The sequence below is a fragment of the Synechococcus sp. UW179B genome (genome assembly GCF_900474245.1).
In the GTDB taxonomy this organism is placed as follows: Bacteria; Cyanobacteriota; Cyanobacteriia; order PCC-6307; family Cyanobiaceae; genus Synechococcus_C.
In genome coordinates this window covers 147,285-174,210 of the sequence record NZ_UCNZ01000010.1, presented here as the reverse complement: position 1 = coordinate 174,210, position 26,926 = coordinate 147,285, and the positions used below count along the sequence as shown (strand labels likewise).

At 53.5% G+C, this 26,926-nt stretch carries 26 protein-coding genes and 1 tRNA gene; 16 read left to right on the top strand and 11 right to left on the bottom strand.

What is annotated here, in order from left to right; translation table 11 throughout:
• The first annotated feature begins 910 nt into the window (after positions 1-910).
• The 3 genes from DXY38_RS06380 (at position 911) to DXY38_RS06370 (ending at position 4,363) form a co-directional block, all read left to right on the top strand.
• A complete protein-coding gene (locus DXY38_RS06380) occupies positions 911-1,582 on the top strand; it encodes an oxidoreductase (protein WP_115070913.1) in 672 nt (223 codons plus the stop codon).
• Between the two features lie 169 nt (positions 1,583-1,751).
• Positions 1,752-2,261 carry a hypothetical protein gene (locus tag DXY38_RS06375; RefSeq protein WP_206749675.1) on the top strand — a complete coding sequence of 170 codons (510 nt, stop codon included), beginning with the start codon at positions 1,752-1,754 and terminating at the stop codon, positions 2,259-2,261.
• Positions 2,237-4,363 (top strand): glycosyltransferase family 39 protein, encoded by a 2,127-nt coding sequence (locus tag DXY38_RS06370; protein WP_115070911.1) that lies wholly within the window; start codon positions 2,237-2,239, stop codon positions 4,361-4,363. The genes DXY38_RS06375 and DXY38_RS06370 overlap by 25 nt, the downstream gene beginning before the upstream one ends.
• Here DXY38_RS06370 and DXY38_RS06365 read toward each other — a convergent pair.
• The gene (locus DXY38_RS06365; protein WP_006853963.1) at positions 4,344-5,045 is read right to left on the bottom strand and encodes a hypothetical protein; all 702 of its coding nucleotides are present in this window, start codon (positions 5,043-5,045) and stop codon (positions 4,344-4,346) included. The genes DXY38_RS06370 and DXY38_RS06365 overlap by 20 nt on opposite strands.
• Before the next feature lie 73 nt (positions 5,046-5,118).
• On the opposite strand from DXY38_RS06365, the gene DXY38_RS06360 reads away from it, so the two are divergent.
• Complete coding sequence (locus tag DXY38_RS06360) at positions 5,119-6,735, top strand: DUF2079 domain-containing protein (protein ID WP_115070909.1); 1,617 nt, start codon at positions 5,119-5,121, stop codon at positions 6,733-6,735.
• A gap of 452 nt (positions 6,736-7,187) precedes the next feature.
• On the opposite strand, the gene psbD is transcribed toward DXY38_RS06360, so the two are convergent.
• Positions 7,188-8,243 (bottom strand): photosystem II D2 protein (photosystem q(a) protein), encoded by a 1,056-nt coding sequence (gene psbD / locus DXY38_RS06355; protein WP_006853965.1) that lies wholly within the window; start codon positions 8,241-8,243, stop codon positions 7,188-7,190.
• 157 nt (positions 8,244-8,400) lie between these two features.
• Here psbD and DXY38_RS06350 point away from each other — a divergent pair, with 157 nt between their 5' ends.
• The 4 genes from DXY38_RS06350 to DXY38_RS06335 all read left to right on the top strand — a co-directional run bounded on the left by DXY38_RS06350 (position 8,401) and on the right by DXY38_RS06335 (position 10,560).
• On the top strand, positions 8,401-8,664 hold the full coding sequence (locus DXY38_RS06350; protein WP_041426744.1) for a hypothetical protein: 264 nt from the start codon (positions 8,401-8,403) through the stop codon (positions 8,662-8,664).
• 6 nt (positions 8,665-8,670) lie between these two features.
• Complete coding sequence (locus DXY38_RS06345) at positions 8,671-9,351, top strand: ABC transporter ATP-binding protein (RefSeq protein WP_115070907.1); 681 nt, start codon at positions 8,671-8,673, stop codon at positions 9,349-9,351.
• A 35-nt stretch (positions 9,352-9,386) separates the two neighbouring features.
• A tRNA-Asn gene (locus DXY38_RS06340) sits at positions 9,387-9,458 on the top strand.
• A 301-nt stretch (positions 9,459-9,759) separates the two neighbouring features.
• Complete coding sequence (locus DXY38_RS06335) at positions 9,760-10,560, top strand: response regulator transcription factor (RefSeq protein ID WP_115070906.1); 801 nt, start codon at positions 9,760-9,762, stop codon at positions 10,558-10,560.
• A gap of 10 nt (positions 10,561-10,570) precedes the next feature.
• On the opposite strand, the gene DXY38_RS06330 is transcribed toward DXY38_RS06335, so the two are convergent.
• The 3 genes from DXY38_RS06330 to DXY38_RS06320 are packed head-to-tail and all read right to left on the bottom strand — an operon-like array spanning position 10,571 to position 14,495.
• Entirely contained in the window at positions 10,571-11,554 is a 984-nt protein-coding gene (locus DXY38_RS06330) for a DNA polymerase III subunit delta' (protein ID WP_115070905.1), read from the bottom strand.
• On the bottom strand, positions 11,551-12,201 hold the full coding sequence (gene tmk, locus DXY38_RS06325; RefSeq protein ID WP_115070904.1) for a dTMP kinase: 651 nt from the start codon (positions 12,199-12,201) through the stop codon (positions 11,551-11,553). The genes DXY38_RS06330 and tmk overlap by 4 nt, the downstream gene beginning before the upstream one ends.
• A gap of 2 nt (positions 12,202-12,203) precedes the next feature.
• Entirely contained in the window at positions 12,204-14,495 is a 2,292-nt protein-coding gene (locus DXY38_RS06320) for a cation-translocating P-type ATPase (protein WP_170952873.1), read from the bottom strand.
• A gap of 91 nt (positions 14,496-14,586) precedes the next feature.
• Here DXY38_RS06320 and DXY38_RS06315 point away from each other — a divergent pair, with 91 nt between their 5' ends.
• Positions 14,587-15,135 (top strand): photosystem I assembly protein Ycf3, encoded by a 549-nt coding sequence (locus tag DXY38_RS06315; RefSeq protein WP_006853973.1) that lies wholly within the window; start codon positions 14,587-14,589, stop codon positions 15,133-15,135.
• Positions 15,136-15,138: 3 nt separating this feature from the next.
• On the opposite strand, the gene radA is transcribed toward DXY38_RS06315, so the two are convergent.
• On the bottom strand, positions 15,139-16,536 hold the full coding sequence (gene radA / locus DXY38_RS06310; RefSeq protein ID WP_115070902.1) for a DNA repair protein RadA: 1,398 nt from the start codon (positions 16,534-16,536) through the stop codon (positions 15,139-15,141).
• A 91-nt stretch (positions 16,537-16,627) separates the two neighbouring features.
• Between radA and rpaB the strand changes: the two genes are divergently transcribed.
• The 5 genes from rpaB to DXY38_RS06285 all read left to right on the top strand — a co-directional run bounded on the left by rpaB (position 16,628) and on the right by DXY38_RS06285 (position 21,381).
• Positions 16,628-17,374 (top strand): response regulator transcription factor RpaB, encoded by a 747-nt coding sequence (gene rpaB / locus DXY38_RS06305; RefSeq protein WP_011620489.1) that lies wholly within the window; start codon positions 16,628-16,630, stop codon positions 17,372-17,374.
• The gene (plsX, locus tag DXY38_RS06300; protein ID WP_038014213.1) at positions 17,355-18,695 is read left to right on the top strand and encodes a phosphate acyltransferase PlsX; all 1,341 of its coding nucleotides are present in this window, start codon (positions 17,355-17,357) and stop codon (positions 18,693-18,695) included. The genes rpaB and plsX overlap by 20 nt, the downstream gene beginning before the upstream one ends.
• Positions 18,696-18,776: 81 nt before the next feature.
• Positions 18,777-19,766: a beta-ketoacyl-ACP synthase III gene (locus DXY38_RS06295; protein WP_115070940.1), complete on the top strand. Its 990-nt coding sequence runs from the start codon at positions 18,777-18,779 to the stop codon at positions 19,764-19,766.
• Positions 19,767-19,794: 28 nt separating this feature from the next.
• Positions 19,795-20,691 (top strand): ACP S-malonyltransferase, encoded by an 897-nt coding sequence (fabD, locus tag DXY38_RS06290; protein ID WP_115070901.1) that lies wholly within the window; start codon positions 19,795-19,797, stop codon positions 20,689-20,691.
• Between the two features lie 6 nt (positions 20,692-20,697).
• Positions 20,698-21,381 (top strand): 1-acyl-sn-glycerol-3-phosphate acyltransferase, encoded by a 684-nt coding sequence (locus tag DXY38_RS06285; protein ID WP_115070900.1) that lies wholly within the window; start codon positions 20,698-20,700, stop codon positions 21,379-21,381.
• On the opposite strand, the gene DXY38_RS06280 is transcribed toward DXY38_RS06285, so the two are convergent.
• The 3 genes from DXY38_RS06280 to DXY38_RS06270 are packed head-to-tail and all read right to left on the bottom strand — an operon-like array spanning position 21,360 to position 22,818.
• Positions 21,360-21,947 carry a YdcF family protein gene (locus DXY38_RS06280; protein WP_115070899.1) on the bottom strand — a complete coding sequence of 196 codons (588 nt, stop codon included), beginning with the start codon at positions 21,945-21,947 and terminating at the stop codon, positions 21,360-21,362. The two genes, DXY38_RS06285 and DXY38_RS06280, sit on opposite strands and share 22 nt — an antisense overlap.
• On the bottom strand, positions 21,947-22,570 hold the full coding sequence (gene tsaB / locus DXY38_RS06275) for a tRNA (adenosine(37)-N6)-threonylcarbamoyltransferase complex dimerization subunit type 1 TsaB (RefSeq protein ID WP_115070898.1): 624 nt from the start codon (positions 22,568-22,570) through the stop codon (positions 21,947-21,949). The genes DXY38_RS06280 and tsaB overlap by 1 nt, the downstream gene beginning before the upstream one ends.
• Positions 22,567-22,818, bottom strand: a complete 252-nt coding sequence (locus DXY38_RS06270; RefSeq protein WP_115070897.1) for a Ycf34 family protein — start codon at positions 22,816-22,818, stop codon at positions 22,567-22,569. Before DXY38_RS06270 ends, tsaB begins: the two co-directional genes overlap by 4 nt.
• Between DXY38_RS06270 and DXY38_RS06265 the strand changes: the two genes are divergently transcribed.
• Both DXY38_RS06265 and DXY38_RS06260 read left to right on the top strand, forming a co-directional pair.
• The gene (locus tag DXY38_RS06265) at positions 22,811-24,028 is read left to right on the top strand and encodes a CCA tRNA nucleotidyltransferase (RefSeq protein ID WP_115070896.1); all 1,218 of its coding nucleotides are present in this window, start codon (positions 22,811-22,813) and stop codon (positions 24,026-24,028) included. The two genes, DXY38_RS06270 and DXY38_RS06265, sit on opposite strands and share 8 nt — an antisense overlap.
• Before the next feature lie 70 nt (positions 24,029-24,098).
• Positions 24,099-24,539 (top strand): RNA-binding protein, encoded by a 441-nt coding sequence (locus DXY38_RS06260; protein ID WP_006853984.1) that lies wholly within the window; start codon positions 24,099-24,101, stop codon positions 24,537-24,539.
• A gap of 22 nt (positions 24,540-24,561) precedes the next feature.
• Here DXY38_RS06260 and DXY38_RS06255 read toward each other — a convergent pair whose 3' ends face one another.
• Positions 24,562-25,470, bottom strand: coding sequence for a phytoene synthase (locus DXY38_RS06255; RefSeq protein WP_115070895.1), 909 nt, complete (start codon positions 25,468-25,470; stop codon positions 24,562-24,564).
• A gap of 3 nt (positions 25,471-25,473) precedes the next feature.
• On the bottom strand, positions 25,474-26,892 hold the full coding sequence (gene pds / locus DXY38_RS06250; RefSeq protein WP_115070894.1) for a 15-cis-phytoene desaturase: 1,419 nt from the start codon (positions 26,890-26,892) through the stop codon (positions 25,474-25,476).
• Between the last annotated feature and the right edge of the window lie 34 nt (positions 26,893-26,926).

Below are 26,926 nucleotides of genomic sequence, written 5' to 3'. Positions count from 1 at the left end.
CACCGTTGATGTTCAGCTCAGTGGCATTTGCGGCCACAGGAGCCAAAAGGCCCAGTGCAGCTGGGGCCACCAGCAGTTGATGGAAAAGTTTCATTTTCGGTCCTCACACCAAAAAATTGAGGTATCGAGACGCATGGCGTCCTGTACAAATTACGTACAGCAATATTCAACGCAATTATCGCTGTGACAGAAAAGACCCTGGAATGCATCAAAGGGCACATTAAGACCAGTTTAAGTAGCACTTGATACTAAATTTGCCAGATGTGTATCACCACAAACATATACGCCAAAGCGCGCAATATTGAGCACATTGAGCCACTGCATACACGTCACTCTCCACAACACCTGGCCTATGACTTGCCTTTCCAGAACTACTACATCATGGAGTCAAAAGAGTGGCTCCAATCACAGAGAATCCACCTAAGACTGAGAGGCAATCTCCTCACAAAACCTTGACTGGCAGCCACGCCAATCCGAATCACCGGCATAACGACAAAAAGCAGATTTTATTCAAATCCCCACAGCAGAGTGATTAGAATTTAATTTGACTAGAAAGCTTCAAATAACAAGCTGACACCAATTTACATTTTCTCAAAAAAGCAACTAAAAAGCACAAGCGCAACAATAATTTATCAGCTTTACTGCGATTTCTGTTAAAACCAGTAGGTTTTAGAAGGCCAGAATTGCAGAGGACTTGATAATATAGACGAATTAAAACCGCTTGAGACAACTTTCTTCTGTGGGGTGTCCAATAAAGTTACGTCAAGATCTCGACCAATAAATGCTTATCCAACAATGACCACCCCTCAAAACCGACCCATATCACCTTTTAAAAAAGCATCAACAGCAGAAAGCGCCTGAGCAAGCCAATTAATAGCCAATACAGTCGTGACGTAATAATGGAGCTGAGATGGACAGCCAAATGGTTCAAACAAAGCTCAGCAATCTCCGCAAGGCATTAAGCATTGCAGTACTTCCCGGTCTTCTGGTGTACGTCTTGGCAATCAGCCTTAGCGCATTGGCAGGAATCAAGGGAATTCTGGTCATCAGAGATCTGGCTCAAACTTGCGACTCTCTGCTTGGAGTTGGTCTGATATCAAACCTGGGCTACCTTCTCTGGATTGCAACAGCAGCAATCGCGCTCTTTAGCGCATACGCCACGCCAACACACAACCAGCACAAATCAAAGAAGATGCTGCTTTGCGGGGGCTGGTTTTCATTCATACTTTGTATAGATGATATGTTCTTGCTACACGACAGATACATTGGTCAAACATTCCTGTATGTAGTTTATGCGATATTTGCATTTCTCATTGTTTTCAAGTTCCGAGATCAGCTGGTAAAGAATGGTGGTGAGGTGTTCATCCTGGCAGCCACTCTATTGGCTTTGTCGGTGCTTACCGATAAATTTCAACGCGATATTGTCGACATAACACCTATAAATTATGCGTCACTACAGCTTTTCGAAGAAGGAGTTAAATTCCTCGGAATCACGACATGGCTATATTTTTGGTGGTCAGCTTCTGCACGGTTTATCAAAAACAGCATCAATCCCCAAAGTCAAGAGACCAAGATTAATTGACCAGTCTTCCCTCTTCCGCACATTCAGACGAACCATGTCCAAGAGAAAAATCCTGAGGCTTCGAAAGAATTTAGACATCAGGCCAATTTACTTGTTAATAATTACATACACATTGATAAAATGGCTCCCTTTTGGAATATTCGGATGGATTCAAAATGAGGATGGCTTGATGGAGTGGGGCAGTGTCGCACTACTCTGCTTCTCAGCGTTCAATACAATAAACATCCTGAAACAATCTCATCTTTCATTAACAGAACGACTGGTTTGGATTTTTTATACAGTATTTTTTGTGATTTTCATTGCCGAAGAAATTAGCTGGGGGGAACGTCTACATGGCTACGGAATCGAGTCTATACAAGCAATTAACACTCAAGGGGAAACTAATCTCCATAATATTGGAGCTTTTCAGCTCAAAGGATTTCTCCATCTTGGCTGGGCGGCCTTAGGGCTCCTACTGGGACTCGGATCGTGGATCATCAAAAACTCACCTCTTTTCCCTGACAAAAAACTCTCTCTTTACTTCCTCATACCAGCAATCTGGTATATAAGTTTTGAATTTTGCAGAGAGGATGGTATTTGCCCAATTACGGTGGCAAATCACCAAGAGATCTACGAGTTCTTAATCGCTATCGGACTTTTCCTGCACACACGTTTATGGCGTCGCCGAAAAACTTGTTAAAATCAGTCAAAAACTACATAAAACACCCATTCAGTAATTGGCTCTGGTGGGGTGCGCTACTGCTGATCTGGCTACTGAGCACATGGTTCGACAGAACCTGGTTGTTTCATGATCAGAGGCTTCCATCTTGGGATCAAGCAGAATATCTCAGCAGTGCCTTGGAACACGGAAGGGGACTTGGATTGCTAGCCCCTAGGGAATGGAATGGATGGCAAGCGCTTCTGGACTTGTCTCCAAAAATCCCCCCCTTATCGGCACTCATCAGCGGAAGCGTGATGGCTTTCACGGGAGAAACTGCAGACAAAGCGAGCTGGGTCTTAAGTCTTTGGCATGGGTTGCTACTGATAATTGTGGCCCAGTGGGGTCGTGCTTTGGGTGGCACGAAGCTTGGTCTACTTGCCGCATTATTGCTGGCCTTGTCTCCAGCGATGGCGGAACACAGGGTTGAATTTAGCCTCGATCTTGCTGTAGCAACAAGCAGTAGTCTCGCGCTCTGGCTTCTGTTTCTCTGGCAAAGCAATTCTCCAGAGGGAGGAACTTGGAAACAGGCCTTTGCCGCAGCAGTCTCAATCGGAGGAGCATTGCTTATGAAGCAGAGCTCATTACTCGTTCTAGCGATGCCGTCACTTTGGGCGGCCTGGCAGGCGTTTTCGATCAAGAAGCGACGAAGTCAAACCATCGCAGGGATCTCGGTGGTTATCTCCATGTTGTTGCCATGGCTTCATCACAATTGGATCACAACCATTGGAGGAACACAGCGGGCTGTATTGGTCTCAGGAGCAGAGGAGGGGGATCCCGGAATCCTCAATCTGCAGAGCTGGATCTGGTATCCAAAGCTTATGCCGAACCAACTAGGTGTACTGGTATTGACACTTGGGCTAGCGGGATTAGGCCTATTAGCATGGAAAAACAAAACCAGATTAACAAGAGAATTCAAACATCCGGTTTTAAACCTTGCTGATGGCTGGCCTTGGGTGATTGGAGTGACTCTTAGTGGCTGGATCTGCATAACACTAAGCCCAAACAAAGACGCAAGATATATCGCTCCAGTGCTTCCATTGCTCATATTAATCCTTGCAAAAGGGTGGCTAGTATTAATTAATTTTGCTAGCCAAAAAGCTGGTAAAAGAAACAGCTTGATTGCTTTTTGCTCCATTCTCATATTATCAGCAACACTAAGCATCAAACAGCGCTGGAGCGATATTGATAAAAAGGCAGGCTCACCTGCCATTCATGCTTTAAACAGCATTAATAAAAGAGTGAAAGGATTGCCAACGACTGTGTTCATAACATCCAGTGATCGCAACCTCAACGAGCAAACCTTGAGCTATCTCGGCCAAATCAATGGGCGTGACATCCAAGCTCGTCGTCTAGGCAGAAGTCCTGGACAAAAAGATATGGCATTGGATCAATCAAACTGGTGGATTCTTGCAACGGGTGATCAAGGGACATCGCGAAAATCCGCCAGAAAACTGGGCCGGAAGGTACGCAAAGACCCGAGATTTGAATTAATAGAGTCTTGGGGGTGGACTGAAGGTCGCGAGGTTGAACTATGGAAACGCAAAGATTCAGCAGAAAAGCCAACAACATTTGACTACCGATTTATATCACTAGCACGCAGCCTCGAATCTGGGCCAGGAAGTCTAGATTCAATTTTCAAAGAAATAGAAGTGCAACATCTTCTTGATCCAGATTTTAAATATCAAGATCGAGTTAAATCTTGGGCGCTAAAAAAACTAAAAGAGAATAACCATAATCCAGACGCACTTTGGAGTCTTGCCCTTTTAGGAGTGCTACAAAACAGGCCAGAAAATGCTGCCAGGTGGTTCACACAACTTGAAGCGTTAGATGCAGAAGAAAACTGGGCGAGAGCCTATCACCTTGTTGTACTTCTTGCTGACTGGAAATCATGCAAAGCTGCATGGCTAGCAGATACCTACCTAAAAGAGTCAAAAGGCAGAGAGAAAATAAATTTACTGGTTGCACTTCGCGATCTATCTAGAACCACTTGTTTCGACCCAAGAGGGCCAATAGGTCTCAAAAACAGCATCATCCCGGCCATAAAAAGCGTTGAAAATCAAATCAACGGCGAGAAGAATTAGGCAAACGTCCTGATGTTAACAAGGACTTAGCATGACCAAAACAATGCAGAAACAATCCAAGAGACATCAATAATTCTATAGCTTCTTGATCATTCCTTATGCGATCACCAAGCGTAATCCAAGACAAGTCCCAATAAGCATAAAAAGCAGCCACAAATAAAAAGAATAGGCTGAAGCGCTTAGCAGGGAATGCGTCAATTGAGGGGAAGAATCGCCAACCGAACCATCCAAAAAATAATCCCGAAGCGATATATGAAAAATGAAGATAATTTTGAACTCCTTCTAAATTATGCAAGTTTGATTCACCCTGAGCATTCATGTCTCGCAACGCACCAATACCAAATCCGGTCAAGCGCTCTGCCCAGCTAATCTCCTCACCCGCTACATAAAGACAAAAAATTGCAATCAAAACCCACCAAAACAATTGAAGAGGATGACTCGTTATTCTTCCCTTCCAAATAACAACTAAAGCGGAAATACCGGCAAAAAAATAACCTAGAAATTGTAACCATTCAACCAGACCATCTTCTCCCTTACGCCAAGCATCAAAAGCCCCAAAAGGAAGAAAGTAAATGACCCCATATAAAAGCAAAAGATAGACAAGAGGGAACACATCAACCTTTGGAGACAGATCGCCCCAAGGGGTTCGAATGATGCGAGGGCTCGATACGTGGTCGATCAAGGCTTAAGCAAGGGTTGGAGATGATGCAAGAGTAGGCGCACAAGCAACCTCTTCGCTTGCTAGGCCATTTGTAATGCAGAGGATCTCTCCCCAAAAGCAAGCTGCTTTAGCCGCAGTGATTTTTGCCGTTGTCGCAATCACACTCCAGTGGTGGCGACTCATGAGCTTGAACGCAAGCTACGACCAAGGGATATTTTTTCAAATTTTGTGGAACGGGCTCAGCGGTCATCCATTCGAAAGCACGCTTTCATCACAGCTATCCACCAACGTGATCCATAGCGGGGAATTTCCAGCTCTTGGATACCAGCGCCTAAGTCAGCATTTCACTCCCATTTTGGTGACCTGGATCCCACTGATTGGCCTACTTGGCATCTGGGGCTTACCAATCATTCAGGTGGGAATGATTACAGCCGCTGGAATCGTTTTATACAAGCTTGCAGCTCTTGACCTCAGCCCATCACTATCAGCAAAAATAACATTTTCTTTCTACTTTGCCAATGCCGTCATCGCTCCAACACTTGCAAACTTTACCGATCTCTGCCAACTACCACTGCTTGTATTTGCTCTTCTCTATGGATTGAGAACACACAACAAATTACTAACGCTCATATGCACTGTCTTAATTCCATTAGTCAGAGAAGATACAGGCGTTGTTCTAGCAGGAATTGCTCTTTGGCTAGGAGTAAAACAACCTCAACGCCGGCCCCTCGCTACAGCAATGTTTTTGGTCGGAGTGAGCTGGGTTGTCATTGTTACCAACGTCTTAATGCCGATGTTCGGCGATGACAATGCGCGGAGATTCATGGTTTCCAATTTTGGACAGTTTGCACCCGGCGTTGATCGTGCCACAAGCCTTGACATCTTGGGCCAGGTATTGCGCCAACCCATCACTTTGCTTCGCGAGCTAGTGAGTCCGCCAGGAGACACTCTGTTGTACCTCGCCGGACAAGGGCTCCCGCTTCTATTTATCCCATTGATTGCAACTGATGCTTGGCTAATGATGGGATTTCCACTACTGGGCTTACTACTTGCAAAAGGCAGCAATGATCCACTCTCTATCAACATACGATATACATTTTTGGTCGTTCCAGGACTTTTCGGAGGATCAATCTATTGGTGGCGATCTAGAGAAAAGATCTTCTCGTCAAAGCGATTTCGACAAATCTGGACTGGATGCATGGTTCTATCCTTACTTTTCGCAATCGCAGGAAACCAAAATCGTAGCTTTTCATTTTTAATCCCCGATAGCATTCAACCTTGGCTTTATAACAACCCTGTTCAGCAGTGGAAGCATGGACAATCAGCACGCGCGTCAATAAAGGAGATCCCGGCTCAAGCATCTGTTAGCGCAAACACCAATCTCGTCCCATGGCTAGCCAATCGCTCTGTGCTTGTAAGATTCCCCCACTCACTTAATTTTCAAGACGAAACCGGCATTCAAAAATCAGTGGACTGGATTGCGGTCGACCTTAAGGATTTAAGCCATTTCGCATCTGCGTTCCCACGAGATCGGAAAATGCTCAACAAGAGCTTATCTAAGCTACAGAAAAACAGAAGTATTTACTCCGTTTATTCAATCAATGATGGCGTTGTCCTAATGCAAAAACATAAATCGCAATCAAAAAAGTTAGAGAAAGAGCTTGACCAGTTAATTATTAATTTGTCAGCCCAAAACGATGCCCCTCAATGAATGATTAAATCACTCATTGAGGGGCTCTCGCCGGGTCCGCTCTGTCGCGGAACCGATTGATCTAGGAACTAGATGCCGTAATCAGACGGCGTTCTCCACGATCAGCAGACCCTGAATCAAAGAACTAGAACTCATGGACACCTCCTCCTGAAGGGATAAGTGATCGCCGGCAATGCATTCGGAAGGAAATCAGTGCTAGAAGCACTAAAAAACTTCCACAAAGCTGCGAACAGTACTCACTTATCCTAACTGAATATTCTCCATAGGGCCTCAAAAAATCCTTAAGCACGCCCAGAAAGCAACGAAGAGACGGGGGCTTAATCAGTTTTGAGGAACTTTCATGGCCAACTCAGCGACAGTAAGAAAGAGAGCTTTGACGAAGACAACAAAAAAGCGCTCAATTAAATAAGCGCTTGAAGTAATCAGAAAAGCAATCGAATTTTTCGACTTAATCAGAGAGCGTTGCCGCGGGGCAGAACCTCTTCAGGGAAGACGAAGTTTTCGTGCGGCTGGTCAGCCGGTGCCATCCAGGCACGCAGACCTTCATTCAGAAGAATATTCTTCGTGTAGAAGGTTTCAAATTCAGGATCCTCAGCAGCGCGGATTTCCTGTGACACGAAGTCATAGGCACGCAAGTTGAGGGCAAGGCCAATGATGCCGATGGAGCTGGTCCACAGGCCCATCACAGGCACAAACAGCATGAAGAAGTGCAGCCAACGCTTGTTAGAGAACGCAATTCCGAAGATTTGGCTCCAGAAACGGTTGGCGGTGACCATCGAATAGGTCTCTTCTTCTTGGGTGGGTTCAAACGCCTTAAAGGTGTTCGACTGTTCACCATCCTCAAAAAGAGTGTTTTCCACGGTTGCGCCGTGAATAGCGCAAAGCAGTGCACCGCCAAGAATGCCGGCCACTCCCATCATGTGGAAAGGATTCAGGGTCCAGTTATGGAAGCCCTGGAGGAACAACAGGAAGCGGAAAATTGCAGCCACACCAAAGGAGGGTGCAAAGAACCAGCTGCTCTGTCCCAAGGGGTACATCAGGAAGACACTGACGAACACCGCAATCGGACCGGAGAAGGCGATGGCGTTGTAAGGACGAATGCCGACCAAACGAGCAATTTCGAACTGACGCAGCATGAAGCCGATCAGTGCAAAGGCGCCGTGGAGTGCGACGAAAGCCCAAAGGCCTCCGAGCTGACACCAGCGGACGAAGTCACCCTGGGCTTCTGGGCCCCAGAGCAAGAGAAGGCTGTGACCCATCGCATCAGCGGGGGTGGACACAGCAGCGGTGAGAAAGTTGCAACCCTCGAGGTACGACGACGCAATGCCGTGGGTGTACCAGGAAGTTACAAAGGTGGTTCCCGTTAACCAGCCACCAATCGAGAGGTAGGCCGTGGGAAGAAGGAGAATGCCGGACCAGCCGACAAACACAAATCGGTCGCGTTTGAGCCAGTCATCGAGGACGTCGAACCATCCCCGCTGCGGCATGCGACCTGCAGCGATCGTCATGAGAGAGCTTCATGAAGCTTTACGTTTGTGAGCCTAGAGGCCTTGGCTCTTTTTGCAGGGGCAACACAGCCGAGAAACCCATAGATGAGTGAAAATACTCAAGCCTCCGTTTCCAGCTCCTAGTGAGGAGAATGGAATCACAAACACTCTTTTATCTGTGTACGTCGTCGAATTAGCTCTTCGCATGAGCCCGATGCCTATCTCTGTCCAACGCAAGGAATCGGGAGATGCCGAATCTGTGTATCAGCAGGTTCGGCAAGCCCTTGAGCAGGGACAGCCACGCTTGCTTGAAATGACCTGCGAAAAAGTAGAAGGCAAACGACTCAGCGTTCTAACGAGCGACGTTTTAGCGGTTCAGATTTACGAGAAGACAGCAGCTTCCGGGGGGAGCAAACGCCCAGGCTTTTCACTCGACAGCTAAATCCCTGTGGGAACGGACACCAACGAGCGGGTTCTTCAGTTTGAAAGCGTGAGTTTTTGCTGGCCCTCTGGCACCCACGCTCTGGACCGCTGCAGCTTCAGCGTTCCAGGGCCAGGCCTTTGGATGCTTGTAGGGAGCAACGGCAGCGGAAAGAGCACTCTCTTTCGCATGATCGGAGGCTTGATCCAACCTCAGTCAGGACAAATGGACTGCAACGTCCAAACAGCCTTGGTGTTCCAAAATCCCGACCATCAACTGCTCCTTCCCAGTTGCGGTAGCGATCTTCTCCTCAACCTTCCCCCCACGCTTGCCCCGGCCCTCAAGCGAAAGCGGATCGCCCACCTGCTCGAACAGGTTGGGCTCGCCGGTATGGCTGGCCGGCAAATTCACACCTTGAGTGGAGGCCAAAAACAGCGCCTAGCGATTGCTGGTGCTCTAGCCAGCGAAGCCAAACTTCTGCTGCTTGATGAGCCCACAGCCCTGTTAGACCCATCCAGCCAAAACTCGGTCCTGGCAACCGTTCAACAGCTTTGTCACCGCTCACTCAATCCACTCACAGCTCTTTGGATCACGCATCGACTGGATGAACTGGACCATGCTGACGGCGCAGCACTGATGGAAAAGGGCATGATTGGCCCCTGGGAAAAAGGCCTCGCCTTGCGCCGCACACTCAAGGCACTTGCCTAAGTCAGGGCCTGGCAGTTAAGGTCTCCAGGTCTCAATCCTCGGTAGCTCAGCGGTAGAGCGGTCGACTGTTAATCGATTGGTCGCAGGTTCGAATCCCGCCCGGGGAGTTTCAAACGAATGTCATCACCTTCACGGTGGTGACATTTTTTTTGCCTAGGTGGCAATGGTTTTTCTTCATTCAGAAAAAAACTGCCACCCAACGTCCTCCAAATCAAAAGATTTCCTGTAGAGCCGCAGGCGTCAATCTCCGCGTTACTCCAGCAAAACCCAGTCAGGCATTCATTTTCCAGGGACATGCCACCCATGAAGGCAAGCACCGGAATTCTGCACAAACTGGTTGATCTTGAGAGAATTACTCCTTAATGGCGCGGCCTTACCTCGTCCATCTGTTTTTTCGCCAGCATTTAGATGAAGCCTTCCATCCTGCTGATCGAAGACGACCGGGACATGAGCGAACTGGTAGGCGGCCACTTAGAGCACAGTGGTTTTGATGTTCAACGCGCCGACGACGGTATTAAGGGTCAGGCTCTCGCACTGCAATACACCCCGGATTTAATCCTTCTCGATTTAATGCTGCCCAATGTGGACGGGCTCACCCTCTGCCAACGACTGCGCAGAGATGAAAGAACAGCTTCTATTCCCATCCTGATGTTGACAGCTTTAGGCGGCACGAAAGACAAAGTGAGCGGATTCAATTCAGGAGCTGATGATTACCTCACAAAACCCTTCGACCTCGAAGAGCTTCAAGCACGCGTGAAAGCGCTTCTGAGGCGTAGCAACAGAGCTCCTATCGGAACATCCGGGAATCATCACGAAATTCTTAGTTATGGACCGCTAACCCTGGTACCAGAACGTTTTGAGGCCATTTGGTTCGATCATCCCGTCCGCCTCACCCACCTGGAATTCGAGCTTCTTCATTGCCTGCTCCAACGCCATGGTCAAACGGTTGCCCCCTCTCTCATCCTCAAAGAGGTCTGGGGTTATGAGCCAGACGACGATATCGAAACGATTCGCGTTCACGTCCGTCACCTACGCACCAAATTAGAACCAGACCCACGCAAACCCCGTTTTATCAAAACGGTTTATGGAGCTGGGTACTGCCTTGAACTGCCCACCGGGTCTCAACTCGATGGACTGCAAGATGTGCTCACTCAAGCGCGCCAAGATCGAGAGCAAAAAGCTGAAGCCACAAATCGGGCAACCGCTTGATCTTGAGCGATTAGAGCCCCATCAAATCCAGAAACGTCACTTCCCAGGCCAATCTGGGTTGCACAAACGAAAGCAATTGAACGCGTAATTTCTCGAGTTTTCTGAGAATTTGCTCGTTCTTTTGCTCCCTCCAATGGTGCTGTTGTAGCCAATTGATGAGCCAAAGCTGTTGCTCACCATCAAGGGCCTCAGTGAGATCACGGGCGAGGCCGAGGGCTTCAATCGGCTGGGTTGGCAAGGCGTGCAAACGTCCCATCAAATCGGCAGAAACCCTGGACCACTGCTTGACATGACCCAATAGCGCGCCTGGAGAGCCCCCAGCCATTGCAACCAACTCAGGCTGCATGAGCGCTTGCTTTGCAGACTCTTGGTCGACCTCAGCGGGTAAACGTTGGAGCACGGACTGCATGTCTTCCACACTTAGCTGGATCAATCGAATCAACTGACAGCGGGATCGAATCGTGGAGAGCAACCGTTCGGGAGCCGCTGACAACAAAATCAACACTCCATGGCCTGGTTCCTCAAGAGTTTTGAGCAGAGCATTCGCAGCGGCTTCCGCCATCGCTTCAGGCTCCTCAAGCACAACAAGACCTCGCGACGACTCCAGAGGTTGCCGTGACAAGAAACGACTGATGTCGCGAATCTGATCCAACCTCACAAGGGGAGGGGTTCGCCGACTCACGCCGGCCTCTTCAGCTTCAGAGCGGGAGAGCAAACGTCCCTGATGGCTGTAGCTGGGTTCGACCCAGAGGAGATCAGGGTGGTTGCGCTCTGCCAAGCGACGGCGCTGGCGCGGATTGCACTGGCCTTCACTGAGCACACCCTCGAGGAATCGCAAAACAGCCAGGCGACGGCCTACGCCTTCTGGACCAGCGAAGAGATAGGCAGGAGCGAGCCGGTCTTGCTGCAGAGCTGCCTTTAAAAGGGTCTCAGCTAAAGGCTGGCCCACCAAATCAGTAAACAGATCCTGGTCTTCGCGCAACACCTGGCTCATGACTGCCAAGCTGCCGCCCGGGTGAGCAAGGCCGTTTGAATCGCCTCCGCAACCTCCAGAAGCGGACGGTCAGCCACAACCGACACCCAGCCTCGCGTCTTAGCCAAATCAGAGAAACCCTTGGCAACGCGCTCTAAGAAAGCAAAACCTTCCGCTTCCATTCGATCTTCCTCACGACTTCCGCGGCGCTGAACGCTCAATTCCAAAGGGAGATCAAGCCAGATCGTCATGTCGGGGCTGAGCCCTCGCGTGGCAATGCGTTCAAGCTCAGTGATAAGCACACGGTCGAGACTTCGTCCATATCCCTGGTACGCCATCGTCGATCCCGTGAACCGATCACTGAGCACCCAATCACCCCGCTCCAAAGCAGGCTGAATGACTCGGTCCACATGTTGGGCACGATCCGCTGCATACATCAACAACTCTGCTGTTGGCCCCGGGTCAGCATCTTGAGGGGGGTGGAGCAGAAGCTCACGCAGGCTTTTCCCCAAGGCCGTTCCTCCCGGTTCTCGGGTAACAATCAGCTGAGACCCCGCAGGCATCAGTCCGCTCGTCGGGAGCCAACTCGATAGCTGCTGAAGCTGGGTGGTTTTGCCACAACCATCAATGCCTTCCAGCACCAGCAGTCGTCCCTTGCTCCTGGCCATGGTTAACGAAGCCGCAGGCTGAGGGCATTCAGCACAACTGACACCGAGCTGAACGCCATGAGCAACGCTGCCAAGGGCGGGGACAGCAGGAGTCCAAAGCCGGGCAGAAGCACACCCGCAGCAATCGGCAAAGCAATGAGGTTGTAACCAAAAGCCCAAATCAAGTTCTGACGGATCTTGGACATCGTTCGCTTCGCCAAGCAAAGGGCCTCGGGCACCGCTTCGAGCCGGTCACCAAGCAGCACAAGATCAGCCGTGTCCTGAGCGATTTGAGTGCCTGTGCCGACGGCGATGCCGAGGTCGGCTGCCGCCAAAGCGGGGGCATCGTTAATTCCGTCACCCACCATCGCCACAGCACCCTGGTCTCTCAAAAGCTCAAGCCGTTCAAGCTTTTGATGCGGCAAGAGCTGCCAAGCCAGATCAGCGTCTGCAAAGCCAAGCTCACGTCCCACCCGTTCCACGGTCTGGCGACGGTCTCCACTCAGCATCGCGACGGACTGGCCCTGATCTCGTAAGCGCTGGATAGCGAGCGATGCATCCGGGCGAAGTCGATCGTCAACGGTGACGAGACCCAGTGGATTTTCTGCCAAAGCAACAGCCACTAACGACTGCCCACGCTGGACAGCCGAATCGAGGGTTTGTTGCTGTTGCTCCGTCCAGGACACCCCTTGATCCTGTAGCCATTCCGGAGAACCAACGCGGACCAGACCTTCCACTCCCTGCAAACGACCTTCCATCCCCGCACCCGGAGTGGTGCGGCTGGACTCAACCCCTAGGAGAGGCAACTGAAGCCGCTGTGCCTCCTGCAACAGCGCATGGGCGAGTGGATGCCGGCTTGTCTGCTCAAGGCTGGCCGCTAACTGAAGCGTCTGCGGTGGATCCTTGCTCGCCAACACCGAATCAACCAGAGGCCGGCCAAGGGTGAGCGTGCCTGTTTTATCGAACACCATGCGCTGCACGGAGGCTGCCAGCTCGATCACATCACCGCCTCGAAACAACCAGCCCTGCTTCGCGGCCAAGCCTGACGAGACGGTGATCACGGTGGGAGTGGCCAATCCCAAAGCACAAGGGCAAGCCACCACAAGCACCGCAATGGAGAGTTGGAGAGCGAGACCAAGAGGCGTCTCAGCTCCCGCACCAAGAGAGCCATGGAGACCATGCGCATGGCCGTGATCCATCAAGGCCACAGGGACATCAAGGACCTGAGGCCAAAGGCGACAACCGACCTGCCACCAGAACAGGAACGTGAGAATGGCAAAGCTCACCACCGCATAACAAAACTGGCCGGCTACACGATCGGCAAGCCCCTGAATCGGCGCTTTTCTTGCCTGGGCTTGCTCCACCAAATCAATGATCCGAGCCAGAGCGGTTTCACGACCAATCCGCTGCACCTCAACCATCAGGGTGGCTTCCAGATTGAGGCTGCCGGAACTGAGCTCAGCGCCTGGAGAAGCATCCAGCGGTAAGGGTTCACCCGTCAGGCTGGAAAGATCCACAGCCGAATGCCCCTCACGCACGATTCCATCCACCGGGACGCGGTCGCCGGCCAAAAGCTGAACACGCTCTCCTGGCCGAAGCGCCGAAACGGGCACCTCACGGATCGTGCCATCGTCCATCAACAGGCGCGCCACATCAGGCTGGAGAGCCGCTAAGTCCTGCAGTGCCCGGCCCGTGCGGCGGCGCGCCCGCTCTTCCAGAAAGCGGCCGAGCAACACAAAGCCCAGGAGCATGACCGGCTCGTTAAAGAAGCAGGGCCAACCCACCTGCGGCCAAGCCAAAGCGACCAAGCTCGCCAGGTAGGCACTTCCAACGCCCAGGCTCACCAGGGTGTCCATCGTCGGCACCCCCATGCGGGCGGCTCGCCATCCGGCGATGAGAATGGGTCGCCCAGGCCCCACCAAAGCAACCGTGGCCAAGCCGGCGTGAAAAGGGAGAGAACCAAGAGGTGGAACGTGGACGGTTCCGGCTTCAGCCAGATGCCCCACCACGGACAACACGAGCAGCACAAGCGCGACGATTAACTGACGCCACTGCTGCCACCACCCCCAACTGCGATCAGCCTCAACCGCTGCACCAAATGCATTGGTCTCGCGAGGCTGGGCAAGGAAACCTCTCGCCGTTAAAGCCTGAACAACACCATCAAGATCCGCAACGGCATCGTCTTCAAAACGAATCCAAGCGCTGCGGGTTACCAGATTCACGCTGGCTTCACAGACCCCGGGTTGATCCAGAAGTGTGCGTTCGACCGAACGAACGCAACCACCACACTTCATTCCATCCACGTCCAAAAGCATCGTGGGTGGTGAATTTGTGGCGCTAGCGGAATTTGTCACAACTGCAGAACGCATCAACGAACGCTAGGCAGGGCTGCTGATTGCAGTCAGGATGGGAACACACCTTTTTTGGCTTCCTGTGCCGCGCAGCAATCGAAACGACAACTTTATCGACAAAAGCTTCACGGTCATGGCCGATCTGATCGTGAAGCTACTGCCGATTAATGCCCGTGCCAAAGAAGCTTATGTGTACTACCGCGACGGCCTCTCCGCCCAGAACGACGGCGATTACGCCGAAGCCTTGGAAAACTACGAGGAAAGCCTGAAGCTGGAGGAGAACGCGATCGACCGGGGCGAGACCCTCAAAAACATCGCCATCATTTACATGAGCAATGGCGAGGAAGAGCGGGCGCTGGAGACCTACCAAAAGGCCTTGGATGAGAACCCCAAGCAACCGTCATGCCTGAAAAACATGGGTCTGATTTATGAAAAACGAGGTCGTACAGCGGAGGAAGAGGGGCGTCGTGATGATGCAGATGGCTGGTTTGACCTGGCAGCTGACGTTTGGACCCAAGCCGTCAGGCTGAATCCTGGTGGCTATCTCGATATCGAGAACTGGCTGAAATCAACTGGCCGCAGCAACGTCGACGTGTACTTCTGAACCTCATGCTTGGTCGTCAGCAGGGTTAACGCCAAGGGCAAGAACCAGCGCTTCCGTGATCGAACCAGCTTCGTGCAGCTCCAAATCCACGCTGGCCTGCCCTTTGGCGAGTCCACAGCCTTTGGGAACCACGGCTCGTCTGAATCCAAGACGGACGGCCTCTTGCAAGCGCAACTCCAACTGCCCAACAGGCCTGAGCTGACCACCAAGGCCAAGTTCACCCAGCAGGACGGTCCCTGCCGGCAAGATGAGATCGCGATAACTCGCCACAACAGCTGCAGCCACGCCCAAATCAGCCGCAGGCTCCTCCACATCAAGACCACCCGCTACAGCTAGGTAGCAGTCGAAACGTGAGAGGGGCAGGCCCATGTGCTTTTCGAGCACCGCAAGGATCTGATGCAATCGATTCACTGCAATCCCTGTAGCCGTCCGTCTTGGACTCGCATAGCTCGTGGTGCTGACCAAGGCCTGAAGATCCACCACAAGAGGCCTGGTGCCCTCACAGGCCACGATCGTGGCGACACCGCTGGCCTCATCTCCACTCAGGAACAACTCACTCGGATTGTTGACCTCCACAAGACCTTGGCCCTGCATTTCGAACACACCCAGTTCATGGGTGGCACCAAAGCGATTTTTTACGGCACGCAGAAGTCGATGACTGGCAAAACGATCCCCCTCAAACGTGAGCACGGCGTCGACCAAGTGCTCTAGGACCTTCGGCCCTGCCAACATGCCCTCCTTGGTCACATGGCCGACAAGCAGCAAAGCTGTGTTCTGGCGCTTGGCCAATCGCTGCAGAGACGCGGCGCATTCCCTCACTTGAGCAACCGACCCTGGAGCACTCGACAGGTTGGCGTCATGCAAGGCCTGAATGCTGTCGATGATCGCCACATCGGGCCGCAGAGCCTCAAGCTCTTCCAACACCAACTCCAGGTCTGTCTCGGCAAGCAGTTGAAGCCCCTCGCTCTCTCCACCCAAACGCAACCAGCGCAACTTCACTTGCTGGGCTGATTCCTCAGCACTCACATACAAAACGGACAGCCGGTTCGCCATGACCGATGCGCTTTGCAGCAGCAGCGTGCTTTTGCCGATCCCTGGGTCACCCCCCACGAGCACGAGCGAGCCGGGGACGACGCCACCGCCCAAGACGCGATCCAATTCTGGATAACCGCTCTCAAGCCGCTGAATCGGGCGATCACCCAGATCAGACATGGCGGTGGAACGTCGCGCCACTGGAGCTGCTGCTGACTCGGCGGGCGCGCGTCTGCGCCGGCCGTCGGGTTTCGGAGCTGTTTGCTCAACCAAAGAATTCCAGCTGCCGCAACTGCTGCAGCGGCCAAAAAACTGTCGAGTCTGGGCACCACAGCTCTGGCAAACGAAGATTGAAGCGGGTCGGGACACGTCGAACTATGAAGAAAGTTGGCTTTCGGTGAAAAAACGGGGCCTCCGTCCACTTATCTGTAGCCAATACCTGTACGAAATAAGTTCGGATATGACGGCCACAGCCGCCAGCAAGGAAACGATTCTCGTTGTCGACGACGAGGCCAGTATTCGACGCATTCTGGAAACTCGTCTGTCGATGATTGGTTACAACGTTGTAACCGCCTGCGACGGCACTGAAGCTCTCGAAAGCTTTGAACAGTGCAATCCAGACCTGGTGGTCTTGGACGTGATGATGCCCAAGCTGGACGGCTACGGCGTCTGCCAAGAATTGCGCAAGGAGTCGGATGTTCCGATCGTGATGCTCACCGCCTTGGGTGACGTTGCAGACAGGATTACTGGCCTTGAGCTCGGTGCTGACGACTATGTCGTCAAACCGTTTAGTCCTAAAGAGCTAGAAGCAAGAATCCGCTGCGTTCTTCGCCGCGTTGAGAAAGAACAGGTGGCTGGCATCCCCAACTCTGGGGTGATTCAAGTCGCAGATCTCCGCATCGACACCAATAAGCGTCAGGTGTTCCGTGCGGATGAACGCATCCGCCTCACCGGAATGGAGTTCAGTCTCCTCGAACTGCTCGTGGGTCGCTCTGGTGAACCATTCAGCCGCGGTGAAATCTTGAAGGATGTGTGGGGATATACACCTGAGCGTCACGTGGACACGAGGGTCGTGGATGTTCACATCTCACGGCTTCGCTCCAAACTCGAAGACGATCCGGCCAATCCCGAGCTGATCCTTACGGCTCGGGGAACCGGTTACTTGTTCCAGCGCATCATCGATTCCGTTGCACCCGAAGGATCCTGAATTCAGCCCGGCCGACGAAGCCAGGAGCAAACCACGCCGATCGAAGGCGGTTAGAAGACTGGTGATTTGGTACCGGCGCAATAGCGCCGTGACCACCCTTGTTGATACCGCTACCACCTCTGCCAGCGCCGCGGGCAATGTGGCTGAATCGGTTGGATCAATGGCAGGGAGCGTCGTCACCAACGCCGGAAGCATGGCGGGACAGATGCTCCAACCGGTGATGGACCCCCTACGCCGCCTGCAAAGTTCAGAGGTCGGCGCTGACGGGCTGATCCATGAGCGTGATCGCCTTTGGGTCGCCGTGGATGGCATGGGTGGAGACCATTCCCCTGGGGAGATCCTGGACGGCTCTCTTCAAGCCATCGATCGGCTGCCCTTGCGGATTCGCTTTGTTGGCGAAACAAACCGTGTCCTGGAAGCTGCGGAGGCCTCTGGACTCACAGAACCGCTCAACAACGCCATCAATGCAGGGCACCTGGAGCTGATCCCCAGCGGCCCCTCCGTGGAAATGCACGAAGAAGCCACGGTTGTGCGCCGGAAGCGCGATGCCAGCATCAATGTCGCCATGGACCTGGTGAAGCGCGGAGACGCCTTGGCGATTTACTCCGCAGGAAATTCTGGTGCTGTGATGGCTTCGGCCATCTTTCGCCTCGGTCGCTTAGCGGGTATCGATCGACCTGCCATTGGAGCTCTGTTTCCCACCAAAGACCCCGGCCAACCGGTGCTCGTGCTGGATGTAGGAGCCAACATGGACTGCAAGCCTGCCTATATGCATCAATTTGCGTTGCTCGGCAACATCTATTCGCGCGACGTTCTCCAAGTCGATCGCCCTCGAATTGGCTTGCTCAACATTGGCGAAGAAGAATGCAAAGGCAATGAACTCGCCCTACGCACCCACGAGTTACTGAAAGAGGAAACCCGTCTTCATTTCGCCGGAAATTGCGAAGGAAGAGATGTTTTATCCGGGGAATTTGATGTGGTGGTTTGCGATGGCTTTACGGGCAATGTGCTGCTGAAATTCCTTGAGTCCGTCGGCAGTGTTCTGCTCGGTGTGCTCAGGGCCGAATTACCGCGGGGACGCCGCGGCAAAGTTGGCTCAGCCTTCCTACGCAGCAATCTCAAACGCATCAAAAAACGGCTCGACCACGCGGAACACGGCGGCGCGCTTCTGCTTGGGGTGAATGGGATTTGCGTGATCGGTCATGGAAGCAGCAAAGCCCTATCTGTAGTGAGCGCTCTGCGCTTGGCACACTCCGCTGCAAGTCATGGTGTGATGGACGATCTCGCCGAACTCAGCAAGCCAGCACCGCTCAAAAGCTGAAGCCCCCTCGCTGGACTGTGATTGACTGACGCCACTCACACCGCTTCCACATTGGCTGGATCTCCCCCACCCTTCCGTGGCATGGCTCTGGTCGCAAGTGGCAGCGCCCAGGCGAACCAAACCATCAGCAATGCTGACCTCAGCGAGCGGGTGCAGACCAGCGATGAATGGATTCGCACCCGCACCGGAATTCAGTCTCGGCGTGTCAGCACTCCGGATGAGTCGCTAAACGACCTGGCGATCCGTGCTGGGGCAAAGGCCCTGGAGATGGCCCACTGGGAGCCAGACACCCTCGACATGGTGTTATTGGCCACCTCCACCCCTGACGACCTGTTTGGGTCCGCACCAAAGGTTCAGGCCGGATTGAAAGCGCACAATGCCGTGGCCTTTGACCTCACGGCGGCCTGCAGCGGCTTTCTATTCGCGCTCGTGACAGCCGCCCAGTATCTGCGCACTGGCGCCATGCAACGGGTGCTGGTGATCGGCGCCGACCAGTTGAGCCGATTTGTTGACTGGGACGACAGAAGCACCTGTGTGCTGTTTGGTGACGGGGCTGGCGCCGTTGCCCTCGAAGCCACTTCTGCAGAAGCGGACGGCTTGTTGGGTTTTCGGCTGCGCAGCGATGGCAGCCGCGGCCATTCCCTGACCTTGCCCCAGATCCCCACCAGTCTTCCCCTGGTCAACACCACGCGCCATCAATGCGGTGGCTATCTACCGATTCAGATGAATGGACAAGAGGTGTACAAATTTGCCGTGCGCGAAGTGCCAGCCATCCTCAAGGAGCTTCTAGAACAAACATCCACAACCCCAGAGCAGCTGGACTGGCTGCTGCTCCATCAAGCCAACCAGCGCATTTTGGATGCCGTGGCGGATCGATTTTCCATCCCTCACTCCAAGGTCTTGAGCAACTTGGCGAACTACGGCAACACCTCTGCCTCCACGATCCCGCTCATGCTTGATGAAGCTGTGCGCGACGGGCGCGTAGCCCCTGGTCACCTACTGGCCAGTAGTGGCTTTGGCGCTGGCCTCAGTTGGGGAGCCGCATTGTTGCGTTGGCAAGGTCCCGCTTAGGCTCCCAGCCATCTTTACCTGCCAACCGATGACGATCGCCTGGGTGTTCCCCGGACAGGGGTCTCAGAAGTCGGGCATGGCTGCGCCCGTGCTGACCCTTCCAGGAGCGGAAGAACGATTTGCACTCGCCTCCCGTCTGCTTGGCCGAGATTTGCTGGCGATCTGCCAAGGAGAACCCGATGGGGACGCTGATCCAGCCGATCTCAACGACACCCGCAACACGCAACCAGCGCTCTTCGTCGTTGAAAGCCTGATTGTGGATGAACTCCGCAGGCAGGAGCGCGAGCCCGCATTTGTCGCTGGCCATAGCCTCGGAGAACTGGTGGCCCTGTATGCCGCTGGTGTCTTTGATGTGACCACAGGCCTTGCGTTGATGCAGCGGCGCTCGGAGCTGATGGCAGCCGCTGGAGGCGGAGCGATGACTGCCGTCATCGGCTTTGACCGCGATCAGCTTGAAAGCCTTGTCAACAGCACGGCCGGCGTGGTGATCGCCAATGACAACAGCGCTGCGCAGGTGGTGATCTCAGGGACACCGGACGCCGTCAAAAGCGTGAGTGAGCAACTCACCTGCAAGCGCGCCATTCCCCTCGCCGTCTCCGGGGCCTTCCACTCGCCCCTGATGGCAGAAGCGGCTGCAGCCTTCAAGGTCCACCTGGAGGGTCTCACCTTCGAAGATGCTCGCGTCCCTGTGCTGAGCAACACCGATCCCACCCCCTGCAGCGACGCCGATCAACTGAAGCAGCGCTTGTCTCAGCAGATGACCACGGGCGTTCGCTGGAGAGAAACCATGGAGTCGCTGACCTCAGCCGGGGTCGACACCTTGATCGAGATCGGGCCAGGAAATGTGCTGAGTGGCTTGGCCAAAAGAGCCATGACGGGTGTCACGTCCGCCCAGCTCTCGAGCTCCGCTGATTTGGGTCTCTAAAAAGCCATGTCTCGCCTTGTGCCCACCACGGACGACAGCTCGACTGTTGTGACATCCATCACGCCTAAACCCAGCCTGATCTACCAACTCGTTAGCTACTTGCTGGTTTTTCCTGTCTTTCGAGGGCTCTTAAAAGGTCGCACGAGCGGCAACGCTTTGGTGCCCCTGCAGGGGCCATTGGTGGTAGTTGCAAATCACGGCTCCCATCTCGATCCACCGTTGCTTGGCCACGCCTTGGGCCGTCCTGTGGCCTTCATGGCCAAGGCCGAGCTCTTCCGGATTCCAATCTTGGGGGCCCTGATTCGGGCCTGCGGTGCGTACCCGGTGAAACGGGGAGCCAGTGATCGAGAGGCGATTCGTACAGCAACAGCTCGGCTGGAAGAAGGCTGGGCCATTGGTGTCTTTCTGGATGGCACCCGTCAAACGGACGGCCGCGTGAATCAACCAAGACCGGGCGCAGCCCTCCTTGCAGCGCGCAGCGGCGCCCCCCTTCTCCCGGTGGCCATCATCAATAGCCATCGCGCCCTAGGCGCGGGGAAAAGCTGGCCAAGACTCGTTCCTGTTGAACTTCGCATCGGAGAGCCAATTCCTGCTCCTACAGGACGCAGAAAGCCAGAGCTAGAGGCCACCACAAGGGAGCTTCAGCAGCGCATCAACGCCTTGATCGATCAAGGCGTCGGGAAGCCTTGAGGCCAATTCCGTAGCGCCCAAGGCTTGAGGTCCCGACCTGTGATGACCCAGGTCAGCGCCCTGATCCCATCACCCAAACGCTTGCCCCACGTCTCCTCTCGACAGGCGGGCTGACAGGCCACAGGAACTCCCGTTAAGCGAATCCCCCGGCTTCCTGCCACAAGCCGTCCCACGGTCATGGCGCGGGGCAAATGATCTTCACTCGTCACCAAATAAACGTGCCGCACACCGTCGCGTTTCAAGTCATCGACCAAGGAGGTGAAGTTACTGAAGGTGTCTTTGGCTCTGTAATCCAGCAAGACACGGCTCTGATCCATCCCCGCATCCCTGACGAGCCACTGTGCATACTCCGGATTGCTGCCACCACTGACAACCAGGGGCAAAGACAATTGCTGCGCCAAGCGCAGTCCCACTCTTTCGCGATCGAGGTCTCCGCCCAGCACGAGAATCCGTTGAGGAGGCTGCACGGTGGTGAGGGCCTGACGAAACGGCCTTAAGGGGCCTGCAGTGCTTGCCCACGCCAGAGCCGCAAGGATCACAAACGTGGAACGCCAACCTGGGGCCATCAGACAGGTCCCACCGGAGACGTGGGGTAAATGGGCAGCACAAGCTCCCAGGGGCCTGGAGCGGCCTCCTGCTCCCAGTGACAACAACGCTGGAGCAGATGCTGCACATCCGACGCAACATCCAGCTCCATGCTGAGAGCTGGAGAGGGGTCCTCGTCCTCACTCAGTAAACGAGGACGTTCCAGCTCTTCCACCGGAATGGAGCCAGAGAGTAGGCGGTAGCGACCCGCCACTCGACCACGACGGGGAAGGGTCTGCACGATCGAGAAGGGCTCCAAAGCCTGACTGGCCGGCAAGGCCACGGATAACCGTGGGGCCATCAAAGCGAAACTGCTCGCACCGTGCAAAGGGCACCCCAACTGCTGGGCCAAGGTGCGTGCCATCACCACGGTCAAGCGAGTTCCCGTGAATCCTCCAGGACCTGTGCTCACAGCCAAACGGACAATCGAAGCCCATTCCGCTCGTGGAAGCAGCTCCTCAACAGCAGAAATCAAACCATTAGTGAGCTGACGTCCCATCGAGCGAGACAGGATGCGAGTCCCCCCAGCAGGGTTTTCAGCGTCGCAAACAGCAAGACCAAGGGTTTCGCTCGAACTATGCAAAGCCAACAGCCAACGGCTCATCGAGGCAACTCCTGCTCTGGGCGCAACCGCTGCCATCGTCCGTAATCAGCCTCAAAGCTGGTGCAAGCGCGCACATCCCATTCCACGCCGACACCACCCCCGCTCAGGTCATGAAGACTGATATGAATGCGAGGTTCTTCAGGACACACGTCAGGCCTGTCAGTGAGATGAGCCACACCATGCTGCCGCTCCACCGCGTGATAGGCCTGACAACGATCCACCCAGCGGCAATCCACGCAGATGCACATGCACCCCACCTCTGCAGAGGACTCCATTCTGGAGGGGGATGCCGGCCAGATGGCAGGTCAACTCATGACACGGCTGCAGCCACAACGCTGGCCGATCCCTCTCGATCGCTTCCCCGCAGGAACGGTGCTGGTGGGCGGAGCCGTCCGTGACGGATTGCTTAACCGTTTAACGGAGCATCCAGATCTCGACATGGTGGTTCCGGACGATGCGCTGGGAATGGTCCAAAAACTCTCTCAAGAGTTTGGAGGCGCCTGTGTGGTGCTTGATCGAGACAGGGACATGGCCCGCCTGGTTCTGGGGAGATGGACCATCGATCTTGCAAGACAAGACGGTGATGATCTCACCGCTGATCTGTTGCGAAGGGACTATCGAATTAACGCCATTGCTCTCACCCTCACGACGGAACCAAAACTGTTGGATCCCAGCGGTGGACTTGCGGATCTACGCGATCAACGCATTGCTGCCGTTCACGAACAGAACCTCTTGGATGATCCCCTGCGCTTGCTGAGAGCTCCAAGACTGGCCGCCGAGCTCTCGATGAGGATCGACGAGGCAACACTCGAGATGATCGCGCGCCATCGTCAGCAATTGCCCAAGGTGGCACCAGAGCGGATACAAGCGGAGCTGCTGAAGCTCGTTCAAGCCAACAACGCCGATCAAGCGATCAGCTTGCTGCACTCTTTGCAATTGATCGCGCCATGGTGTTCCGATCAAACGCCAAAAACGTTCAATACAAGCGCTTTAACAGCAGCAGAACAACAACTCGCCTTGCCGCTAGCGCGCTTAACGCAGTTACTCAGCGATCAAGGCGTGCGCGATTTGCGGTTTAGCAGGAAACAAATCCAACGCTGCTTGCGACTGAGAACCTGGTGGTTGAGAGATCAACAGCAAAGCGCTGAGACCCTGGAAGAGCAGGAGCGCTTAAAACTGCATCAAGAGCTTGAAGAGGATCTCCCGGCCTTCACATTGGCTTGGCCATTGGAGCGCCAAACGAAATGGCTCAGTCGCTGGCGTGACCAGGAGGACACCTTGTTCCATCCCAGTGCACCCCTGAATGGTCGAGCGTTGCAGGCGGAACTTGGCTTGCGTCCAGGCCCCGAGCTTGGGGAGCTGATTCATCATCTTTGCCTTGAACGGGCCTTCGGGCGGATTGACAGCGAAGCCGAAGCCATTCAGTGCGCACGCGACTGGATTAACAGGCCGCTGTGATTAACTGACTTGCCTTAACGACAGCGATCGGCCTGATAGGCAGTTTTCTTCTCTCTCTCCCCCCCGTCTCATGAGCGTGCGTCTTTACATCGGCAACTTGCCGCAAACATTCGAAGCCAAAGAGTTGGAGACCCAACTCACCAGCGTGGGGGAGGGAATCCGCTTCAAAACCGTGCTCGATCGAGAAACGGGAGCCTGTCGTGGCTTTGGGTTCGCCAATGTTGACGACGAAAAAGTTGCCGATGCTTTGATCGAGCAATTCAACGGCAAGGACTTCAATGGCAACACTCTGCGCGTAGAACGCTCTGAACGACGAGAGAGCAACGCAGGTGGCGGAGCTGGTCGTCGAGGCGGTCCCGGCGGCCCTGGCAATGCCCCAGGCTCGGCACGGAAAGCTGTCAACAAGGTGGTTCACAGCGACGCAAAAGCAGAATCGGCACCCGATCCTCGCTGGGCTGGAGAACTATCCAAACTCAAAGATTTACTTGCAGACCAGAAGACTTCAGTCTGAGTTTCTTGAGCTTTGTGATCACTTAGCGAGACTGAGCGATCACAAAGCATCTTGGAAGTTCAAGAGCTTTGCTCAATTTGCCAACGAAGGCACGGCGATTGAAAACATCATAATTATTGCGTTCAATCGCATCGAGAATTCCCCTATAAAGACGGAGAGAAGTCCAAACAGGCCAGCGCGCGTCTGCAGACAACCAGCGCACCCCAGCTTCCGAACGAACGAACCATTCTCTGGCACGGGCCAGCTGAAACATCATCAGCTCAATCCAAGCCTCATTGATCTTTCCGGCCAAAAGATCATCTTCACTGACTCCAAAATTGCGGAGATCTTCTTGCGGGAGATAGATACGACCTCGCGCACGATCTTCACCAACATCACGAAGAATGTTGGTGAGTTGATTCGCAATCCCCAGGGCAACGGCTGCGTCTGAAGGATCAGGACACTCACTCCATGGAGCTGAGGTGTAAGCCTCATCAACACCCATCACTCCCTGAGTCATCAAGCCAACGGTTCCCGCAACGCGATAGCAATAGAGCTTTAAATCTTCAAAAGTGGGGTAGCGGGTCCAAGACAGATCCATGCGCTGCCCTTCAATCATGTCTAAATAAGGCTGAATATCCTGCGGATATCGCTGCAAAGTGTCGTGCATCACTGCATCCAAATTGTCTTCAACAGAGCCGTCGAAAAGTGCTCTGGTTTTTTCTTCCCAACGATCGAGTCGCTCGGCAAGCTCCTCGACCGGACGGAATTGAGCCTCCTCGCTATCCATGAGTTCATCGGTCCGTCGACACCAGACGTAAATGGCCCAAATTGCCCGCCTCTTCTCAAGCGGCAACAACAACGTGCCCAAATAAAACGTCTTTGCCCACTCGGCTGTCTCAGAACGACAAGCCTCGAAGGCTGCATCGAGATCCGAAGCTGCGAGGGTCATGACTCAGGCCGAGACCGGCTCGCTGACAGAAGCAGATGATGACAGCTGATCATGCTTGCGGTCTACAGCCTCAGCACAAAGTTTGCCGCTCAACACAGCACCCTCCATAGAAGCCAGATAGCGCTGCATGGTGTAATCGCCTGCCAAGAAGAAGTTTTTGATAGGAGTTGTTTGATCAGGTCGAAGCTGCTGACAACCAGGAGTTGTTTTGTAGACAGACAAAGGTGTTTTAACAACCTTTGACTTACGAAGCTTTGCAGGATTATCAGTCCCAAAATGCATGGGGAATAACTTCTTAAGCTCGCCCATTGTTGCTTCAATAATATCCTCATCACTCCGGCCGATCCAATCCTTCGCAGGTGCAAAGACAAGCTCAAGCATTGAACGATCCGGGTCCTCATACTCCTTACACGCAATACTCATATCGGCATAAACACTCAGCAGAGGTGAACGGCTGAACAGCAAATGATCGATATCCGTCAGCTTTCGATCAAACCAGAGATGAATATTGATCACCGGCACTCCGCGGAGACCATCCAACTTACGAAAAACATCCATTTGCTGCCATGCCTCTGGTATCAGCAGCTTGAACGGATCCACAGGAAGTGCGCTCACGTAAGCATCAGCAACAAGATCAAAACTTTCCTTCCCCTTCACTCCTCCGATATGAAAAGCAGCAACGCTTCCATCGGCGTTGAGTTTAATCTCTCTCAATGGGCTATCCAGGTGAACTTCACCGCCTAATGATTGGACATGTTCAACAATTGGATCGCAAAGACGTTCTGGAGGTGCTCCATCGAGAAAAGCCATCCGAGAGCCATTTTTTTCCTGTAAAAAACGATTGAGAGCGGTTAGTAAGACCGTGGCTGAAATTTCGTCAGGATCAATAAAATTCAAAGCCTTACTCATGGCAATGAAGACTTCATCATTCACACGCTCAGGAATGTTGTGAAGCTTGAGCCACTCAGTCCATGAATATTTATCGCACTCTTCCACATAACCCTGCCCCCTCAGCATTGCTGGCACCAGGCCAAGACCAAAACTGATTTTCTCTGGCCAGGACAGCATGTCGTTGTTACCCAAAATTGCCGCAACACCATTAATAGGTGCCGGTAAGTCTGGAAAATCAAAACGACTATAAGTACCAGGCTCCTCTGGCTGATTGAAAATCATCGAGTGGCTCTTCCATTGGAGCCTGTCCTCAATATTCAGTTCTTTGAACAACTGCAGCATGTTCGGATAGGCCCCGAAAAAAATATGCAAACCCGTTTCGTACCAGTCGCCGTCTTCATCTTTCCAAGCAGCAACTTTCCCGCCAAGCACGTCCCTGGCTTCCATGAGGATGGGGGTATGACCGGCGTCCGCCAGATATTTCGCACAGGAGAGACCCGCCAGACCTGCTCCCGCAATGGCGATACGCATGCTTCAAACCACAATTTGAAGACAACCTTAAAAG

Coding starts and splice junctions, on each gene's coding strand:
- pds (WP_115070894.1), bottom strand. CDS start 26,892: ATGCGTATCGCCATTGCGGGAGCAGGTCTGGCGGGTCTCTCCTGTGCG.
- DXY38_RS06360 (WP_115070909.1), top strand. CDS start 5,119: ATGCAGAGGATCTCTCCCCAAAAGCAAGCTGCTTTAGCCGCAGTGATT.
- DXY38_RS06320 (WP_170952873.1), bottom strand. CDS start 14,495: ATGCTTTTGGACGTGGATGGAATGAAGTGTGGTGGTTGCGTTCGTTCG.
- DXY38_RS06255 (WP_115070895.1), bottom strand. CDS start 25,470: ATGACCCTCGCAGCTTCGGATCTCGATGCAGCCTTCGAGGCTTGTCGT.
- tsaB (WP_115070898.1), bottom strand. CDS start 22,570: ATGAGCCGTTGGCTGTTGGCTTTGCATAGTTCGAGCGAAACCCTTGGT.
- DXY38_RS06295 (WP_115070940.1), top strand. CDS start 18,777: ATGGCTCTGGTCGCAAGTGGCAGCGCCCAGGCGAACCAAACCATCAGC.
- DXY38_RS06270 (WP_115070897.1), bottom strand. CDS start 22,818: ATGTGCATCTGCGTGGATTGCCGCTGGGTGGATCGTTGTCAGGCCTAT.
- DXY38_RS06380 (WP_115070913.1), top strand. CDS start 911: ATGGACAGCCAAATGGTTCAAACAAAGCTCAGCAATCTCCGCAAGGCA.
- tmk (WP_115070904.1), bottom strand. CDS start 12,201: ATGGCCAGGAGCAAGGGACGACTGCTGGTGCTGGAAGGCATTGATGGT.
- DXY38_RS06330 (WP_115070905.1), bottom strand. CDS start 11,554: ATGAGCCAGGTGTTGCGCGAAGACCAGGATCTGTTTACTGATTTGGTG.
- DXY38_RS06335 (WP_115070906.1), top strand. CDS start 9,760: ATGAAGCCTTCCATCCTGCTGATCGAAGACGACCGGGACATGAGCGAA.
- fabD (WP_115070901.1), top strand. CDS start 19,795: ATGACGATCGCCTGGGTGTTCCCCGGACAGGGGTCTCAGAAGTCGGGC.
- DXY38_RS06315 (WP_006853973.1), top strand. CDS start 14,587: ATGGGAACACACCTTTTTTGGCTTCCTGTGCCGCGCAGCAATCGAAAC.
- DXY38_RS06260 (WP_006853984.1), top strand. CDS start 24,099: ATGAGCGTGCGTCTTTACATCGGCAACTTGCCGCAAACATTCGAAGCC.
- DXY38_RS06370 (WP_115070911.1), top strand. CDS start 2,237: ATGGCGTCGCCGAAAAACTTGTTAAAATCAGTCAAAAACTACATAAAA.
- DXY38_RS06285 (WP_115070900.1), top strand. CDS start 20,698: ATGTCTCGCCTTGTGCCCACCACGGACGACAGCTCGACTGTTGTGACA.
- DXY38_RS06265 (WP_115070896.1), top strand. CDS start 22,811: ATGCACATGCACCCCACCTCTGCAGAGGACTCCATTCTGGAGGGGGAT.
- DXY38_RS06375 (WP_206749675.1), top strand. CDS start 1,752: ATGGAGTGGGGCAGTGTCGCACTACTCTGCTTCTCAGCGTTCAATACA.
- psbD (WP_006853965.1), bottom strand. CDS start 8,243: ATGACGATCGCTGCAGGTCGCATGCCGCAGCGGGGATGGTTCGACGTC.
- DXY38_RS06280 (WP_115070899.1), bottom strand. CDS start 21,947: ATGGCCCCAGGTTGGCGTTCCACGTTTGTGATCCTTGCGGCTCTGGCG.
- rpaB (WP_011620489.1), top strand. CDS start 16,628: ATGACGGCCACAGCCGCCAGCAAGGAAACGATTCTCGTTGTCGACGAC.